Source organism: Paenibacillus sp. FSL R5-0744 (genome assembly GCF_037972555.1).
Classification (GTDB): Bacteria; Bacillota; Bacilli; order Paenibacillales; family Paenibacillaceae; genus Paenibacillus_AQ.
In genome coordinates, this window is the sequence record NZ_CP150228.1 from 5,596,524 (window position 1) to 5,612,980 (window position 16,457).

At 43.5% G+C, this 16,457-nt stretch carries 18 protein-coding genes and 1 pseudogene; 3 read left to right on the plus strand and 16 right to left on the minus strand.

What is annotated here, in order from left to right:
- Window positions 1-85 precede the first annotated feature (85 nt).
- Complete coding sequence (locus MKY19_RS24690) at window positions 86-1,033, plus strand: serine hydrolase (RefSeq protein WP_339804495.1); 948 nt, start codon at window positions 86-88, stop codon at window positions 1,031-1,033.
- 100 nt (window positions 1,034-1,133) lie between these two features.
- On the opposite strand, the gene MKY19_RS24695 is transcribed toward MKY19_RS24690, so the two are convergent.
- The 5 genes from MKY19_RS24695 to MKY19_RS24715 all read right to left on the minus strand — a co-directional run bounded on the left by MKY19_RS24695 (window position 1,134) and on the right by MKY19_RS24715 (window position 6,574).
- A complete protein-coding gene (locus MKY19_RS24695; RefSeq protein ID WP_339266866.1) occupies window positions 1,134-2,264 on the minus strand; it encodes a low temperature requirement protein A in 1,131 nt (376 codons plus the stop codon).
- A gap of 172 nt (window positions 2,265-2,436) precedes the next feature.
- On the minus strand, window positions 2,437-3,132 hold the full coding sequence (locus MKY19_RS24700; protein ID WP_231573342.1) for an ABC transporter permease: 696 nt from the start codon (window positions 3,130-3,132) through the stop codon (window positions 2,437-2,439).
- A 50-nt stretch (window positions 3,133-3,182) separates the two neighbouring features.
- Window positions 3,183-3,959, minus strand: a complete 777-nt coding sequence (locus MKY19_RS24705; RefSeq protein ID WP_076300457.1) for an ABC transporter ATP-binding protein — start codon at window positions 3,957-3,959, stop codon at window positions 3,183-3,185.
- Window positions 3,940-4,932, minus strand: a complete 993-nt coding sequence (locus MKY19_RS24710; RefSeq protein ID WP_339798340.1) for an ABC transporter substrate-binding protein — start codon at window positions 4,930-4,932, stop codon at window positions 3,940-3,942. The genes MKY19_RS24705 and MKY19_RS24710 overlap by 20 nt, the downstream gene beginning before the upstream one ends.
- Window positions 4,933-5,176: 244 nt before the next feature.
- Entirely contained in the window at window positions 5,177-6,574 is a 1,398-nt protein-coding gene (locus tag MKY19_RS24715) for a PLP-dependent aminotransferase family protein (protein WP_339266870.1), read from the minus strand.
- 102 nt (window positions 6,575-6,676) lie between these two features.
- On the opposite strand from MKY19_RS24715, the gene MKY19_RS24720 reads away from it, so the two are divergent.
- Entirely contained in the window at window positions 6,677-7,387 is a 711-nt protein-coding gene (locus MKY19_RS24720) for an AzlC family ABC transporter permease (RefSeq protein ID WP_339798342.1), read from the plus strand.
- Window positions 7,384-7,710, plus strand: coding sequence for a branched-chain amino acid transporter permease (locus MKY19_RS24725; RefSeq protein WP_042191355.1), 327 nt, complete (start codon window positions 7,384-7,386; stop codon window positions 7,708-7,710). Before MKY19_RS24720 ends, MKY19_RS24725 begins: the two co-directional genes overlap by 4 nt.
- 240 nt (window positions 7,711-7,950) lie before the next feature.
- Here MKY19_RS24725 and MKY19_RS24730 read toward each other — a convergent pair.
- The 11 genes and pseudogenes from MKY19_RS24730 to MKY19_RS24780 all read right to left on the minus strand — a co-directional run.
- Window positions 7,951-8,094: pseudogene (locus tag MKY19_RS24730) on the minus strand (LuxR C-terminal-related transcriptional regulator); the annotation flags it as partial.
- A gap of 2 nt (window positions 8,095-8,096) precedes the next feature.
- Window positions 8,097-8,777, minus strand: coding sequence for a GntR family transcriptional regulator (locus MKY19_RS24735; RefSeq protein WP_197071327.1), 681 nt, complete (start codon window positions 8,775-8,777; stop codon window positions 8,097-8,099).
- A 41-nt stretch (window positions 8,778-8,818) separates the two neighbouring features.
- Window positions 8,819-9,835 (minus strand): sugar kinase, encoded by a 1,017-nt coding sequence (locus MKY19_RS24740; RefSeq protein WP_042191359.1) that lies wholly within the window; start codon window positions 9,833-9,835, stop codon window positions 8,819-8,821.
- Window positions 9,828-10,580: a KDGP aldolase family protein gene (locus MKY19_RS24745; RefSeq protein ID WP_339798344.1), complete on the minus strand. Its 753-nt coding sequence runs from the start codon at window positions 10,578-10,580 to the stop codon at window positions 9,828-9,830. Before MKY19_RS24745 ends, MKY19_RS24740 begins: the two co-directional genes overlap by 8 nt.
- 1 nt (window position 10,581) lies before the next feature.
- Window positions 10,582-11,685 (minus strand): DgaE family pyridoxal phosphate-dependent ammonia lyase, encoded by a 1,104-nt coding sequence (locus tag MKY19_RS24750; protein WP_339266876.1) that lies wholly within the window; start codon window positions 11,683-11,685, stop codon window positions 10,582-10,584.
- Complete coding sequence (locus tag MKY19_RS24755) at window positions 11,651-12,763, minus strand: amidohydrolase/deacetylase family metallohydrolase (RefSeq protein ID WP_339798346.1); 1,113 nt, start codon at window positions 12,761-12,763, stop codon at window positions 11,651-11,653. The genes MKY19_RS24750 and MKY19_RS24755 overlap by 35 nt, the downstream gene beginning before the upstream one ends.
- A gap of 347 nt (window positions 12,764-13,110) precedes the next feature.
- Window positions 13,111-13,287: a hypothetical protein gene (locus tag MKY19_RS24760; RefSeq protein ID WP_179086734.1), complete on the minus strand. Its 177-nt coding sequence runs from the start codon at window positions 13,285-13,287 to the stop codon at window positions 13,111-13,113.
- 13 nt (window positions 13,288-13,300) lie between these two features.
- Entirely contained in the window at window positions 13,301-13,774 is a 474-nt protein-coding gene (locus MKY19_RS24765; RefSeq protein WP_339798348.1) for a YhcH/YjgK/YiaL family protein, read from the minus strand.
- Between the two features lie 215 nt (window positions 13,775-13,989).
- On the minus strand, window positions 13,990-14,844 hold the full coding sequence (locus MKY19_RS24770) for a MurR/RpiR family transcriptional regulator (protein ID WP_076300453.1): 855 nt from the start codon (window positions 14,842-14,844) through the stop codon (window positions 13,990-13,992).
- Between the two features lie 23 nt (window positions 14,845-14,867).
- Window positions 14,868-15,740, minus strand: coding sequence for an ROK family protein (locus MKY19_RS24775; protein ID WP_339798351.1), 873 nt, complete (start codon window positions 15,738-15,740; stop codon window positions 14,868-14,870).
- Window positions 15,741-15,763: 23 nt separating this feature from the next.
- The gene (locus MKY19_RS24780) at window positions 15,764-16,453 is read right to left on the minus strand and encodes an N-acetylmannosamine-6-phosphate 2-epimerase (RefSeq protein ID WP_042191372.1); all 690 of its coding nucleotides are present in this window, start codon (window positions 16,451-16,453) and stop codon (window positions 15,764-15,766) included.
- Between the last annotated feature and the right edge of the window lie 4 nt (window positions 16,454-16,457).

A 16,457-nucleotide genomic window follows, 5' to 3' on the forward strand; every position in this document is an offset into this window, starting at 1 on the left:
TACAATGTTTATGTAATGTGTGCTCTATAAGCTATAATGGTAGGCAGCTACAGCTTCAAATCATCTATGAAAGGGGGCCATCCACATCACTGCCTGGAACCTTCAGCCGCTTATAGACGGTATTACTGGCCTAGAAATTCGCAGTTGTCTAATCATTCAACATGGAAAACCTATACTGGAGCATTATCGTGAGCCTGAAATCGCTAAAGAGCTAGGTAAAATTAACTCATGCACCAAAAGCGTGCTCGCCGCCTTAGTCAGCATAGCCATAGATAAACAAATCGTTCCACCACCGGATACCCCTATTTCTCTATTTTTCCCTTTATTAAAAGAGGATCAGGACCCAAGAAAAAGAGAGATCACGATCGGTCACTTATTAACAATGACAGCAGGCTTTAACTGGACAGAATTTGGGGGGCAAAATTCCTTTCCGACCATGACTAGAACCGCAGACTGGATAAAGTTTGTGCTCGCCCAGCCGCTATCTCATACGCCAGGCACTGAGATGAACTATAACTCCGGCTGCTCCCAGATTTTATCCGCTATCCTGCGTGAATGTTCTGGACAAGACGTTGCAGCATTTGCTGAAGATCAGCTATTTCAGCCGCTTGGCATCGAAAGCTATCGCTGGGACAGTGATCCACAAGGCATACATACTGGTGGGTTTGGCCTTTATATGATGCCTGAGGATATGCTTAAATTTGGTCTCCTTTATTTGCAAGAAGGGCGCTGGAAGGATCAACAGCTCATTCATTCGGGTACTGTTCAGAAGTCCACTCGCCCCTATGTCGCAGCCACGCTACCACAGAAGGGCTTCTACGGATGGCACTGGTGGGTATCATCATTCAATGCAGGTACGGAGCAGCAGCCAAAGGAGATCCCTTATTATTTTGCGCTTGGCTTCATGGGCCAGCATATTATTGTGGTTCCATCCTATGAGCTGGTTGCAGTCATTACTGCGGATAAATACAAGAAAGGCTCACCAGCTAATGTGTTCGGCCGATTTATCGTGCCAGCGCTTCTTGGGCAATAACGACAGGGGGATACCGCACACTCCCATTATGAAAGAAGGAAGCCGGGTTGCAATGACCCGGCTTCCTTCTTCAATTTATTCAGCTTCGATACAACGAAGCTCAAGTCGTTAATTTTGCATACACAGCAAAAAATAACACCATTTCTCCAATAATCAGGTAATTGGGTATAAGGAACAACAAATCTACTGCGAAAAAAACGCCAAGTAGACCTAATAATAACGCTAAATGAAACATCCCTAATCTTTGCTGTAAACGTCTGTATTTATGGAAGACCAACGAGGTAGAGAAGAAGTAGAGCAGGACCGATCCAAAAATAAAACATACCATAAATGTATAATTTAATTGTTCTAAAAATAGCAATTGGATTGAAGCTGCAATCATGCTTAAGGATACATAAATAAATAAATGCCCATAAATTATGGTTTGCCCGGCAGTCTCTATGGTTTTGTCCACTTTCTTTTCAACATTATCAAAGTATTGCCACCACATAGCTATAATTAATAAAAAAGTTAATAATGCAAATAAAATAGATTGCCACGTCCAGTGGCTAGACTGTAGGACTGCAAGTATACTGACCACTGATTCACCAAGTAGAATGAGGGTAAACAACGAGAAACGTTCTAATAAATGATGAGTATTTATCGGGCTTTTCACCAAGTATTTCCGACCGATTAATGGAAGCAATATGTCTACTGTAATTCCCGCATACAAAACTACATAACGTATCCAAGAGTCAAAGAAAAGTGATAAAGCAGAGATCACTAATCCAATCCAAAAACGACTTCCCAGATAACGGGCAGTGTCCTTTCTATCAGCTGCTTCATTCTTATTTACCGTAAGATATTGAATGGCAGTCATAGCTCTTAAGCCAACATAACCGATTAGAAATGGCATATAGTATTGATCAAAGTTAACCGATAAGCTGGCTGTCATGATTAATACAAAAAATAATTGTAGAATCAGAAATATTCGGTGTGAAAAGATGTCCTGTCCAAACCGATTTACAAAAAGCGATTGTCCCACCCAGGCCCACCAGATCGGAATGAATATTAAGATAAATTTAGATAAATATTCAAGTGGAATTGTACCCGCCTCTACATGCAACAAGACATGACTCGCTTTTGAAACTGCAGCTACAAAAAGCAGATCATAAAATAGTTCCAGCCAGGTAACTTTCTTCTCAGCAAAGGATGCTGTGCCGTGCTCAAATCCCGATGTGCGCTTATTCATCGTTTTACTCCCTTAGTTTGGATGTGTATCCAATACAGTTTATCGAATACTTATCCATCTTAACCGAATTGATATACTAATTTGAAGCCCCTTTGTTGCCACTCTAAAATCACACAAAAAAAGCTCCCCCTTGCCTAAAATCGACAAAGGAAAGCTATAGTTATATCTCCAACTAATTCCGCCACTTCATAAACTTGTAATCAAGATAATCAACAAGTAAGAAGAGGACAAATCCCACCAAGCTGAACAGCATAATTCCCGCATACATCTCCGGATAATCCAGTCTTAACCAAGCATCCATAATGAAGAAGCCCATGCCATGCTCAGTTCCATAAATCTCCGTGAAAAAGAGTACAGATATCGCTGTTCCCAGTGAAATACGAATCGTACTCAGAATGACCGACAGTGCACCTGGCAGTGTCACATGCCAGAATTTCTGCACTGTACTTGCCCCTATACTCGTTAAGACATCATAGGTATTCTCAGGAATAGCCTTCACACCATCCCTAACGGAGATAATAATCTGGAACAAGAGAATCAGCATGATCATTAAGATTTTAGACGTTTCACCAAGCCCGAAGAACAGCATCACAACGGGAAGCAGGGCAATTTTGGGAACAGGATAGGTCAAGTAGACCACAGGGTCCAGCAGCTTATTCCAAGTCAGCGAACGTCCCATCAGAAGACCAATGAGCAGTCCAATGATTAATGCCAGCACTACACCTGCAAAAATTCTGAACAAGCTATACCCTACATTTAAAGCAATCTCCTGACCACCTAAGTGAAACATAGCGTTATATACCGCGAATGGACTCGGCAAAATCGAATGATTCATAAGCAAATAGGCAATATACCAAACCACATTCATACAAAAGAACACAAACAACAGTCTTATTATGTGATGAATCCGATTTTTTCTCACCATATCTCCTGCATTACCTTTCTGATTCGCTTAGTCTGCTCAAAGAAATCTACACTGTCCCGCTTATCTTCATGTTTCATCTGAAATACCAATTGATTGTCGATCATTTCCGGAGCTTCTTCTTTATTAGATGGCATAACAATAATTTTCTGCCCCAGCAGAATAGCTTCTTCCACATCATGGGTAACAAATAAGGTAGTCGCCGGATGCGCTAACCAGTTATCCAAAAACAGAATCTGTAGTGTTTCCCGCGTAATCGCATCCAGTGCGGAGAAAGGCTCGTCCAGGAGTAAAATAGTGGGCAAAATGGCGAACGCTCTGGCGATTGCCACTCTTTGCTGCTGTCCTCCACTAAGAGAAAGAGGATAACGATCAGCTAAATCAGAGATTCCCATCGATGACAGCCACTGATTAATCTGATTCTCCCGTTCTTGCTTGGATGTACTCGCAGTATGCGAGATTTTCATTGCGATTTGAATATTATCATGTACAGTCTTCCATGGAAGAAGCCCGTAGTTTTGCGGTACCAGGCCGATCAGAGTTTCTTTATCATGCACGGATTTTTCATTAAAAAGAATTTGCCCCATATAGCTTGGCAGCAAGCCCGCAATCGCCCGTAATAAAGTTGATTTTCCGCTGCCAGAGGGTCCGATGATCGTGTAAATCCCATGCTCCGGTAAAGATAGATCCATCTTTCCTAAGGCCAGTTGACCTGTCTTGTACTCTACTTTAAGACCCTTAATGACGAGTCCCTTATTTTTTGAATTGGACATCAGAAATCACATCTTCAGCCGAGATATTTTTGCTAAGCAAACCTTTTTCCCGTGCCCATGCAAATGCGGCTTCTACTTCTTTCACATCCACTTGATTGGCAGGGACATAATCAGGTACCTTGATCTCATCTTTCAACGTTTCTGGATAACCAACTTCTTTGATCACAAGATCGATATATTCAGATTGATCATGAGATTTCATATACGCTACCGCCTCGTCATAAGCAGCATACATATTGCGAATCGCATCTGCCTTAGCATCAATAGCGGTTTGTGGGAAAGCCAATACAAATGGATTCACTCCCGCTGTATGCGTGGAGCTAAGCACGCGCAAGCCTGAAGCTTTACCCATAGTTACAAATGGTTCAGGCAAAATAGCTGCATCTGCCTTATTATTCTTAAGCAATTCTAAACGGGTAGGGATTTGTGGGACCTCAGTTACCGTAATATCATCTTCTGTTAAACCCGCTTGTTTCAGCATCATCGCCACAGTATATTGTGTGGAGGTATTTTTGGACAAAATCACAGTTTTGCCTTTGAGATCCTTCACATCTTGGATGGCGTCATTCCCAGTCAATAAATCGAATTCACCAAAAGTTGTGCTAGTGATCTTCACATCCAGCCCGGCTTCATTGTAGATAGAAATCGCAACCAAATCAGCACTGATACCCTCTAACTTGCCTGCTTGAAAGGCGACATCACGGTCTTTTGCACTCTTGAACGTTTGGATATCTAGGTTCACTCCATGCTTCTTATCAAAACCTTGCTCATGAGCAATTACAAAAGGAATCGCATCAATCGAAGGGAGTAAGCCAAGCGACAAAGTAACAGCTTCTTTTGAGTCCTCTGCTGCGTTACCCTCTGTCGATGCTGTATTCGTGTTATTCTTTGAACCACAACCTACTGCAAGTACAGCGACGACAACGACCATCATCGACAACATCAACATTCTTTTTAATGCTTTTTTCTTCATAAAACTCTCCTACCTCCATTAATCTTTCTATAGTAGACATGCCCCTATTCTTTGCAATCTGCAAAAGAGCATGCAAAAAGCCCTTAAGCTGTTCCAGAACGCTTCAGGTAGTGTAATTTTACATCAGTCATCACAGCTTGTATATTCATAAATTTAAATAGTTATATTTATCACATACTAAGATGCAAAAAATCCGAATCAGCCCACAGAGAATCTCTCTGTAAGCTGAGCTTTCAGACACATCCTAGTCTAAGGACATATGTTGCTTCAGAATCTTCAGTCCAGTGTCCAGCTCATCCAATGAGGATGACGACGATAAGGCTACACGTACATACTTGTCCGGTGTGCTGGCACCACTAAGAAACCAATCGGAATGGAATATTCGAACGCCTTGTTGTAACAGTTCTGACTCCAGTTCAGCGGCTGTACGGTATCCTGATAAGGGAATCCATTTAAAAAAACTTAAGGGGTGCCCTTCGGCTGCTGTTTGTGGAAAATATGTCGAAAATAGCTTGTTCGCAGCTTGGACCAGTTCTTTTTTATATGCGACAATCTCAGCAGCACTACCCGATACAATAAGCTCAGAAATAATCTCGGCATCTAGGGAGGATGTCTTCACATTAATATTGAAAATAGCCCGCTCAATTCTCTCTTTGAATTTCTCTCCAAATACGATATAAGCGATCCTAAGTCCAGAGCAAATAGATTTTGTCGTACTGCTAATATAGATGGTCTGATCAGGAAGCAATGAGTACATCGGTTGTTTGTATTCTTCTAAATGACCTGCCGTTAAGAACGCATGAATATCATCTTCTATGAGCAGCAAGTTATGTTTCTGGATAACGTTAGCAATATCACGCTTCCGCCCATCAGTCATCATAACGGTTGTAGGATTCGTACAAGAAGGCATCAGGAATATACCACGTATATCCAGCAGCTGGCACTGGTTATCCAGCACTTGCGGTAGCATTCCAGAGGCATCGCCTGGAATTGGAACAAGCTGAATACGATACATTCGGGCAAGCTCAATAAAATTAGAATAGGTGAATACATCAACGGCAATCCGTTGTCCAGGTTCGAAGAGAGCAAATAACGTAATGACCAACGCATTCAGGCCACCGGATGCAATTGCGATGTTATTGATATTTGCCTGTATTCCAAATGCTTGCATCCATGATAGGCCTGCCAGTTTATGATGTGGCATTCCTGTAGGATCATTGTAATTTAATAGTTCCTCTATATTGCCTCTATGCATAACCCTTCTTGCGACCTGAGCTACGATCGAGTTACTCTGCTCAAACGAAGCAACAAGCCCCAGATCAATACAGTCATGAGAAATTTTGTCCTTCGATATTGCTATCGAGCGCGTTGCATTCGTTGCCACAAAGGTACCACTTCCTGTAATAGCATAGATGAGTCCTTTAGCTTCGCATAGCTTATAAGCGCGTGTAATTGTTGTGAAATTAACATCTAAAAAATCCGCTAGCTCACGTTGAGGGGGAAGCTTCGTTCCGGGTACCAAAAGACCGCTAGCTATATCTTGTTCAAGCAATGAGGCTATGGAATGATAGATCGGACGCTTCAGAGTATGTCTGTCAGGTCGCCACGACATCGGGTAATTAACAAAAGAATTGATCGGCATATTGTCCTCCCACAAAATTGTAATCCATACAATTATACCGTTGATTGTATGGATTCGCACTGCTACAATGACATGGACATAAGCTAAGGGGTTGTAAGTAACATGCGTAACAATAACAAACTTTATGTAGCATTCCGCACCGCGGCTCCCGCTACCTTTCCCATTCTTGCCGCTTTTTTATTCTTGGGGATCGCCTACGGAATTTACATGAATGTATCAGGGTTTCATGTGATCAATACCTTTCTAATGAGCTCTCTTATTTATGCTGGATCGATGGAATTTCTAACGGTTCACTTGTTATTAGGTGCTTATCATCCATTAAGTGCATTATTGTTTGCTTTAATGGTTAATGCACGACATCTATTTTATGGCATATCTATGCTGGAGAAGTTTAAAGGTACGGGGCTGAAGAAGCTTTATTTGATTTTTGGTCTCTGTGATGAATCATTCACCATCAATTATTCCGCGAAGATCCCTGAAGGAGTGGATCGCGGTTGGTATATGTTCTTCGTCACGCTGCTAAATCATTGCTATTGGGTCGTAGGCGCTTGTATCGGGGGAGTATTCGGATCGATTTTTCACATGAATATGGAAGGTCTCGAATTTGTGATGACAGCACTATTCGTTGTTATCTTTATTGAGCAATGGAAGAGTGGATCCACCCATAGAAGTGCTCTAGTAGGCGTTGTTATCTCCATACTGTGCCTTATCATATTTGGACGTGACAGCTTCATGATCCCCGCAATGATCCTAATTATTGCAGCACTTACGATCACTCGTAAACAACAGGAACCGGTAGGTGAAACCGCATGACGATGTCTACTTTTCAGCAGATCATTACAATTGCTATGGTTGTGCTAGGCACGATGATGACACGTTTTATTCCGTTCATTATTTTCCCACCGGGACGTCCAACCCCAAAGTACATTCAATACCTAGGTAGAGTTCTTCCATCAGCAACGATTGGACTCCTTGTTATTTATAGCCTAAAGAACACTAACGTATTGTCCGGTAATCACGGATTACCGGAGCTAATATCCGTCGCAATCGTCGCGTTGCTTCATCTCTGGCGAAGAAATATGCTATTATCCATAGCATTCGGTACAATCGCTTATATGGTATTGATTCAGATATAAGAAATTTATGTAGGTCTTATCAACCGCACATATAACTACAATTATAACATTCACTTCCATTATATATCGATTTTATGATAAGAGCTAAATGCAAGGTTGATTTTGACACCATGAATATCGATCTTAAACACTAAACCAAGCGATGACATCCATCAGTGGACAGCAATCGCTTGGTTTTAGTTTTCCTCTACCACAAAAAACCTCCCCACACCCGTAAAGGTGGAGAAGGTATAAATGCGTCACTTTTAGCTCCCCAAGCCTAATCAGCTCGACAACCGCTTGTGAACGGCCTTTAACTTTTAATTTCTGCATTATGTTGGAGATGTGATTGCGCATGGTTTTCTTGCTAATGAATAATTGACCCGCGATATCACGAGTCGTTTTAACTACACCTCATAGTTCACTACATAATTCTGCAGCTCTGTATTGTAAAAGCCTACACTATACTCAGTTACCTTGCCCAGCTCATCATAAGAATAACGAGTTCGCTTCAGCAAGGGACACTTCTTATCAAGGAGCAATATCTCCTCTACATCAGGCGGAGGAACGGCAACGGAAAATTCATCACGCAGTTTCTCTAAGGAAACGCTCCGCTCTTCAAGCAGTTCATACAAGGACTGGGCATTTAAGTCCAGTAGATCCAAATCATCCATACCATTTACTAAATAATGCGTGTAATGAACGTATGGAATATCATTGAGACTATATATGCGTTCCAAGCGTATACAACGTTCGCCGAATAAACGAAAGGCTTCGCTTTGAACTTCATTATATACTCGCTCCGCCTTCAGCCATTGCTTCCGAATTTGGTGCCCTTCATCCACTAGAATTTCCGTGAATTTTTTCCACTTGGACAGCTTGGATGATGAGGTATTACGGATCACCTTCGTCCCCTTGCCGCTCCCCTTTTCCAGAAATCCTTCTTGGACGAGCTCCTGAATGGCACCGCGTACAGTGATCTTGCTGACATTGAATTCCTGCTCTAGCTGAGGCTCGGAAGGAATATTCAATCCAATAGGATAGACTCCGTGTAGAATCCGATCCTTTATAATATTTGCAATTTGCATATATAAGGGCTTATCTTTTCGGGACAAACTCAAGAGGTTCACTACCTTTCTACATCGCCTACGGATAGAGTCATAGCTCGAAGTATATCCGCTTCTGAAGCCATGGGAGTGTCGCCCTCGACAGTATGGGCTAACATACTAGCGGCAGCGGCAAACCGTACTGTCTGCTCAGGTGTAAATCCTGTTAGCTCGCCATGCACAATTCCGCTCGTATAGGCATCTCCAGCCCCTATTCTATCATAGACGAGAAATCTCAGCGTATCCGAAAAGAAGAAGCTCTGATTCTTATAAAGAAACCCACGCAGTGAATGTGAGTTGTCGCCATGAATACTGCGATGGGTGCCTGCGATCACCGAGATATCGTAATGCTTCGCAACTGCTGGAATCAGTTCGATCAGTTGCTCTTCACGTTCAGCTTGTTCAGTGCTGATCCCCAAGATAAAGATTGCGTCCTTCTCATTCATCATTACGATATCGGCCAGCTGCAGCATCTCCTCGTAATGCGGCTTCGCTTGTGAATAGCCTTCCGGTCCCCACAAGGACGGACGATAGTTGCAATCAAAGATCACAGTCCCACCCTGCTGCTTGACAGCTCTAGCCAAGGATTTCATATGATGACGTACACTATCGTTCATAGCCAGCGTAATGCCGCAGAAATGGATCACATCCAGGCTTCGCGCAATCTCTTCATAATTATAAGTTTCCTCAGGAGCCGTATTGAAGCTACTCTCCAGACGATTGCTGTAAGTTACCTTGCTTGGACGTGCACCAAATCCGTTCTCCAAGAAATACAAGCCCAGATATTCTCCTCCTCGTATAACGAGGCTAGAAGAGATGCCCAGCTTCCGCAAATACGCGGCGGCGGCCTCTCCCAAGGAAGTAGTCGGCAAACGGGAAATCAAATAACCTTCATGCCCGAAGCGTGCCAGTGCAGCGCTGACATTAACCCCGGTACCAGAGAATGAATAGTTTAAGCTGTTTCCCTGGGATAGCAGCTGAACTCCCGGCACCTGCAGACGCATCATCACTTCTCCGAATGCCCCGATTCGTTTAGGCATATTTATCTGTCAGCCTCTTCATAATTCCAAGCAAATCACGCACATCCTGGGTCCGGGTCTGGCCCGATTCTTTATCGATAATGGATGAGTAGACATGCGGAATCACTTGTGGCACCCCTGCTTCAAGCGCAATCTCTAGTATTTCCTCGAAATTGTCCATATCAATTCCACCGGTTGGTTCGAGTGCGAACCCTGCCTCAGCACAGGCCTTAGCGACAGAGCGGTATTCCTCTTCACGGCTTAATCCCTCCATCGGGAAATACTTCAGTGCATTACCACCCATATCCCGAACAAGCGCAATTGCCGATGCTATAGGTACAATCGCCGCTTCACTCTGCGCAGCGCTGAAGACTCCTGTAGAAATATTCACATAACCAGCGTGACCAGAAGGGGCGATCATGCTGTTGATCCAACTGTCTTTCCCACCAAGATTAGCGCGTGTAGCTCCAACCACCGGGAATGCCTGGTTAATATGACTACCCGGATAATGCTTAGCAATCTCGGCCACAATTGCCGCTTGGCGATTATCCCCTGCACCTAAGCCAATGGATACCGCATCTTCAATCTCTTGACCATATTGCTTCATGGCGGTTACGGCTTCTTCTACCGTCTTATAATCCTTAGAGAGCACACCGACCAGTACATAACCTTCCGCCGCTTCATAAATTTCTTTAGCATTAGTGATATCTTTAGCGAGTACATTTAATGCGGTGCGGCCCTTATAAAAACGTTGTGAAATCGTCATCTTATTGTCCCCCTATTAATTTATGAATGCTGTCTACAATCACGTGCAGATCATCCCCCAGAAGCGGCCGTGGATCAATATCGAAATATCCCTGCTTCACTCCATAATCGCGGGTGTAGATCGCAATCTCGCCCTTCTGCAACCCCTCCACCAATTCTTTCGCCGTAATTCCGGCCTGCTGTGGATCAACCTGAACCCGGCCGCGATAGATGGCACGGCCCGCCTCGTCCTGCACAATGGTTACACGAATTCCCGGAAGTTCATTCAACACCATCAATCCCTGCAAAGACGCTTTCTCGGTGTCACTCTTGTCTTCCTTGACCATGTATTCCTCTAGTGCTTGCAGCAGACCAAAGGAAGTTTCTTTACCAACCTTCATACTGCGTCCTATTCCATACAATTGGACCTTAACCCATTCCACATAATTACGTTTGCCGGCGATAATACCGGATGTAGGCCCTTCAATAGCTTTAGAACCACTATAAATTGCCAGGTCAGAGTATTTCACATATTTACAGAGGTCTTCTTCCGCTGCGGCATCTACGATTAGTGGAATGCCCCTACGGTTTGCGATCTCCCATACTTCTTCGACGGATAACATATTCTTCTGCACCGCATGGTGGGACTTTACGTACAGAATGGCAGCCGTCTGCTCACAAATGGCATCCTCTATATGCTCGGCACGGCCTTCATTCGCATAACCGACCTCAATTAGTTTCCCACCACCTAGATAGACCATCGTTTCCACAGGAGCTCCGTACTGTACATTATGCCCCTTCAGAATGATGATTTCATTGCGTGGAATGGCTTCTTGGTGCAAACGTTCACTGCGGCGCCGATTGCCTTGGGTCACTAGCGCCGCAACGGACAATGCAATACCGCTGGAGGCTGAGTTAACGATAAGCGCTGCTTCAGCGCCGAGAATTCGTGCCGTGTAGTCTCCGGCTTTATCCACCAGATCCGCTATTTCCACATAACTCTGTCCGCCTTGCTTCATCGCCTCCATCACTGTGTCAGACGGAGCCGACACCCCCAGGATACTCATTCTGCCGCTTGCATTGATTACGCGTTTAAGCCCGTATTTCGCATTTAATGAATTCCCCACCTATAACCACTCCTTTTGCATGGATTACTTTATCCGTCATTCTTTCTTCTCCTTCAGAATCAACAAGCACTGCAGACTTATGCTGCAGGGTGAAGAGAGTCAAGTTTGCAGGATCTCCCACCTGAATTCGGCCCAGCTCCGGCCTGCCCAGCCATTCCGCCGCATTGGAAGTAACCGCTGCCACAATCTCATCCAGAGCATAGCCCAAACATAGAAACTTGGAAAGTACATTAGACATGCCAAAGACAGGTCCCTTCAATCGGTTCACTCGATAGATATCCGTGCTAATCGTATTCAATCCAATCCCATTACGTTTAGCAGCCTCAGCTACCTTAAAAGAGAAGCTTGCTGTTCCATGCCCCACATCGAGATGAACTCCCCGTTCAATGGCCTCAGTCAATACCTGAAGAGGCTGACCATCCGCAGCAAACAAATTATTCTCTTTTCCGTTGAGATAATGGGTCACGATATCCTTACGCTGCAAAAGGGGCATAACCTCTCTGATATCTGGCGGTGCTGAACCGATATGTACCATTAACGGCAGGCCCGTCTCCATTGAAAGGCTTCGTGCAATATGCAGCGGCTCAATCCCGCTCGCGCCGACAACGCTCTTGCTGATCCTAGCCTTTAATCCCACGATTATCTCCCCGTAGGTTCGGACGGATTGCAGGATCTTCTCCTTATCAATCCATTCCAAGTTGGACAATTCATCAATTCTTAGCAGTCCGATCCGCGAGATATTTAAGAAAGCCAGCACATTCGTCTTAGCCTGAGACGCGTCCAAAGCCAGATCACCTATCCGATCCGCCCCGCAGCTACCGGCATCGACTAGGGTGGTCACCCCTTGCCGGACACCGATCTCATCGATCTCGTCACCATACGGATCAAATTCGCGAAAGGCATGCACATGCATATCGATCCAGCCACTGGATACGTACGCGCCTGAACCTTCCCACTCCTGCTCCCCATGCGCCTCACCTGCCGGGGTGATCTCAGCGATCTTGCCATTTTCGATTACAATGTCGATCTCTTCTCCGCTTACCCGTTTCACCTGACGGAGCACGTATCTTTCATCCATTGTTCTCACCTTTTTCCATATAACATTATAATCTTTAAAATAACACGAATAGCGCGTTAAGTAAATATAACGTTATAATGTTTATACGTAAAATTAGACGTGGTTGTCACAAAATTAGAGAAACCTGATTATCGGACGGATTCTTTGTAGAGAGTAATTAGGGAAAATCTCCCTGATTATAGCCGATAATTGCTTTTAATGAATAGAATTAGGGAATTCCTCCCTAAAAATCGTGGTAATATCTATATTCACCAACGAATCAGTTGAATTAGAGGGAGATTTTCCCTAATTATTAGTCAAATAAGCAAAAATCGCAGAATTTTACGGAGATTTTCCCTAATTATCTATCAGAGCTTCCGTTTCACTTCTTCAGTAGTGCTAGAAGTCGATTTGGCTTTTACCTGCCCATAATCTACAGAAGCAAGCTGCAAATGACCGAAACGCAAAGCAGCGATCCTCCAATAAAAAGGAGAATCGCTGCTTTCTTGACTTTTACCGTTCAGAATATCGAATGTGTCTGTCACTCTTGTACAAAATCTATGAACTTAATAACCCTACATGTATCTTAATAACAGCCTTCTTAATCTTCATGCCCGGTTGACCCATACCAGGTCTGTGTACATCATGCGGGAAAAAGACTGCGAACATCCCCGGCTTCAAAGTTAACAAAATTTCATCGGATGACGGAGGATAAAGCGCATAATCTGCTTCGGCATCGTAAGGCTTAGTAGCCTCGATCCCTTCTTGCAAAGGGGACCAACCGATCGTTTCTTCACCTTCGATCAGATAATGCACATCAATATAAGCCTCATGCTTTTCAGCAACCTGTTCCTCTAGCGACTTCGCCTCAAGCGCCATAATCGAAACGTATATCTCGTTACCGTGGATCTCGATTCGCCCAAGATCAGGATCGTGTTGTAAGATGACTTTCAATTCCTCAATAGCCTCTACAATGACTGAATTCTCGTATCTGCTATGCTCTTCCCAAGATGACAATGAACCTAAGATCATAATGTCTCATTCTCCCCACATCTCAATTATCTTACAGAGGTTGTTCAAAAAGTCCGCTTTTGATCACGAAGTAGCCCAAGAAGCTTACTCGACATCGAATATTGAATTCAGGCGAAACTTCCGGTGCTCACGTAGCTTCCACTACGCTCCGCTCCTCAGTTTCTACCTTCATCCAATCTTCTCGGTGTTGAAAACCATACTTTTTGAACTCGCACTTATAGGAGCTTCTCACTAACTGCTGCAGCTGTTGTTTCTTTATTGATAATGGACTGCTCACTAGTCTTTTTGAAATATTCCACATATAAAATATCCAGCAGATAGAGCTGTGAGATCTTAGCAGATAATGAACCGCCCTGCAGAGGACCCTCATTAGCACCACAAAGTAAGGTAAGATCCGAATACGACGTTAAAGGTGACTTTTCAAATCTCGTAATGGACACCACCTTAGCGCCTCGTTCCTTCGCCTTTCTTGCAACCTCGATACTATCTTTCGTTGAACCGGAGTAAGAAATGATTACAGCTACATCTCGGTTAGACATTAGCGCCGCAGACATCATCTGAAGATGTGAATCCATCAAACACTCCGTTTTGTTTGTAATGCGCATAAATTTAATTTTGGCTTCCATCGCCGTGATTAATGAAGAGCCTACGCCGAAAAATGATACTCGTTCCGCGTTTATCATATAATCAATAGCTTCATTGATCTTCTGTATATCAATTAAATTATAGGTCTCGTTCAGTGCACTTACATTTGTGGTCAGCACTTTGGAAGCCACAGCTTCAGTAGTGTCGTCCATTAGAATTTGATCCGTAAGCTGCGGGATCTCATTCTCCACAGTGATACTATGAGCGAGTGCAATCTTGAACTCTTGATACCCTTTATAACTTAAAGATTTGCAAAATCGAAAAATACTTGATTCACCTACATCGCACGCATCTGCAAGATCAGTAATCGACATATAGACAACACTTCTCGTGTTCTCCAGGACGTAGTCCGCTACCTTCTTCTCCGTATTCGTCAAATTATTGTACTTGGAATGAATAGAAGAAAAAATACTGATTGTTCGCAAATAAGCCCCTCCTTTACAATGATTTAATGTGCGAATAAAGAGGAAGCGCCAAGCAAGCCTGCCTTATTCCCAAGTGAGGCCTTAACAATTCTTACACCCGCAAAACTCTCCATAATTAAAGACTTCGTCCGTTCCTCTACCCTTTGAACTAAATCTTCTTGTTCCATAACACCGCCCCCAATAATTATAGCGGATGGATTGAAAATATGAATAATTGAGGCTAAACCCGCGGACACCTCAGTTACCCATGAATCCAAGATCTGTTTCAGAGCTTCGTCCCCTTTGTGAATTTTATCAAAAAGGACTTTTCCGTCTGTACATTCGGGATCTGCTTGCTGAGCCATCTTGACTAAAGCAGTAGTTGAAGCATACTTCTCATAAAAAGGCAGTCCCTCCACCGCATCTGACAATGGATGTGTCAGGATATGACCAAATTCGGCCGCCACCCCATCTGCTCCTTTATAGATTTGGCGGTTCAATACAATGGCACCACCAATGCCCGTGCCAAACGTCAAGCATAAGAAATTGTTAAAGTTCTGGGCAGCACCATAATGAGCCTCGCCTAATGCTGCTGAATTCACATCGTTCTCTACCATAACAGGTTTATGAAAATGATTAGTTACAATTTCCTTAATCTTCATCCCTGTATATCTAGGTATATTTTCGTTAGCATAGACTATAATTCCTTCTTCAGCATTGACTTGACCGGCCGTACTTATAGCAATGACATCAAAATCATCATTTTCTGCAATTTTATCAAGCAATCTTGAGATTACATGCGGCCCTCCCAAGTGGCTCTCAGTTGCATACTCCTTAAAGTTATGAACATTCCCAAGTTTATCGCATATACACATCTTGGTATTGGTACCGCCAATATCTACAGCGAGAATTCTCATCCTTATCTACCCTCTCCGGCAATCTACTGAATAGCGTCTACAAACCTTTTGGTAATCTCCATTGGTCTTGTAATCGCTGAGCCGACTACTGCTGAAAAAACACCTAGATCAAACATTTTCTTCAGTTCTTCAGGAGTGGAAACACCGCCTTCAGCTATCACAGGCACAGAGAAGTTGCTTACGATTTGCTTGACTAGCTCAAAATCTGGAAGTGACCGCTCTTTGGTGTATTCTGTATATCCGCTTAAGGTAGTTCCCACAAGATCAAACCCCAGCTCAACGGCTTTAGCAGCTTCTTCAAATGTAGAGCAATCTGCCATAAACAGTTGATCTTTATAGGTCTCTCTTATGTGAGGAAATAGTTCTGAGATGGTTGATCCATCCGGACGAGTCCGGTCTGTCGCATCCATAGCAATGATATCTACCCCTTCGCGGTAAAGCTCATCTACTTCCTTCAGGGTTGGTGTAATAAACACTTCAGAACCTTCGTATACCCTTTTGATGATCCCAATGATAGGTAGATCCACTGTTTTCTTAATTTCTTGAATATCCGCTACGCTATTTGCCCGAATGCCTGAAGCACCACCCAAGTATGCTGCATAAGCCATTCTTCCCATTATAAACGGACTATGCAGCGGTTCTTCGGGTAAGGCTTGACTGGAGACGACTAGTTTATGTTTTATCTTTTTAAGTACATTATTTTCAGTATTCATCAGT

Bases quoted from the DNA above. Each gene is read 5' to 3' on its own strand.
- MKY19_RS24695 (WP_339266866.1), bottom strand. From the start codon at position 2,264: ATGAATAAGCGCACATCGGGATTTGAGCACGGCACAGCATCCTTTGCT.
- MKY19_RS24700 (WP_231573342.1), bottom strand. From the start codon at position 3,132: ATGAATGTGGTTTGGTATATTGCCTATTTGCTTATGAATCATTCGATT.
- MKY19_RS24705 (WP_076300457.1), bottom strand. From the start codon at position 3,959: ATGTCCAATTCAAAAAATAAGGGACTCGTCATTAAGGGTCTTAAAGTA.
- MKY19_RS24710 (WP_339798340.1), bottom strand. From the start codon at position 4,932: ATGAAGAAAAAAGCATTAAAAAGAATGTTGATGTTGTCGATGATGGTC.
- MKY19_RS24715 (WP_339266870.1), bottom strand. From the start codon at position 6,574: ATGCCGATCAATTCTTTTGTTAATTACCCGATGTCGTGGCGACCTGAC.
- MKY19_RS24720 (WP_339798342.1), top strand. From the start codon at position 6,677: ATGCGTAACAATAACAAACTTTATGTAGCATTCCGCACCGCGGCTCCC.
- MKY19_RS24725 (WP_042191355.1), top strand. From the start codon at position 7,384: ATGACGATGTCTACTTTTCAGCAGATCATTACAATTGCTATGGTTGTG.
- MKY19_RS24735 (WP_197071327.1), bottom strand. From the start codon at position 8,777: ATGCAAATTGCAAATATTATAAAGGATCGGATTCTACACGGAGTCTAT.
- MKY19_RS24740 (WP_042191359.1), bottom strand. From the start codon at position 9,835: ATGCCTAAACGAATCGGGGCATTCGGAGAAGTGATGATGCGTCTGCAG.
- MKY19_RS24745 (WP_339798344.1), bottom strand. From the start codon at position 10,580: ATGACGATTTCACAACGTTTTTATAAGGGCCGCACCGCATTAAATGTA.
- MKY19_RS24755 (WP_339798346.1), bottom strand. From the start codon at position 12,763: ATGGATGAAAGATACGTGCTCCGTCAGGTGAAACGGGTAAGCGGAGAA.
- MKY19_RS24765 (WP_339798348.1), bottom strand. From the start codon at position 13,774: ATGATCTTAGGTTCATTGTCATCTTGGGAAGAGCATAGCAGATACGAG.
- MKY19_RS24775 (WP_339798351.1), bottom strand. From the start codon at position 15,740: ATGAGAATTCTCGCTGTAGATATTGGCGGTACCAATACCAAGATGTGT.
- MKY19_RS24780 (WP_042191372.1), bottom strand. From the start codon at position 16,453: ATGAATACTGAAAATAATGTACTTAAAAAGATAAAACATAAACTAGTC.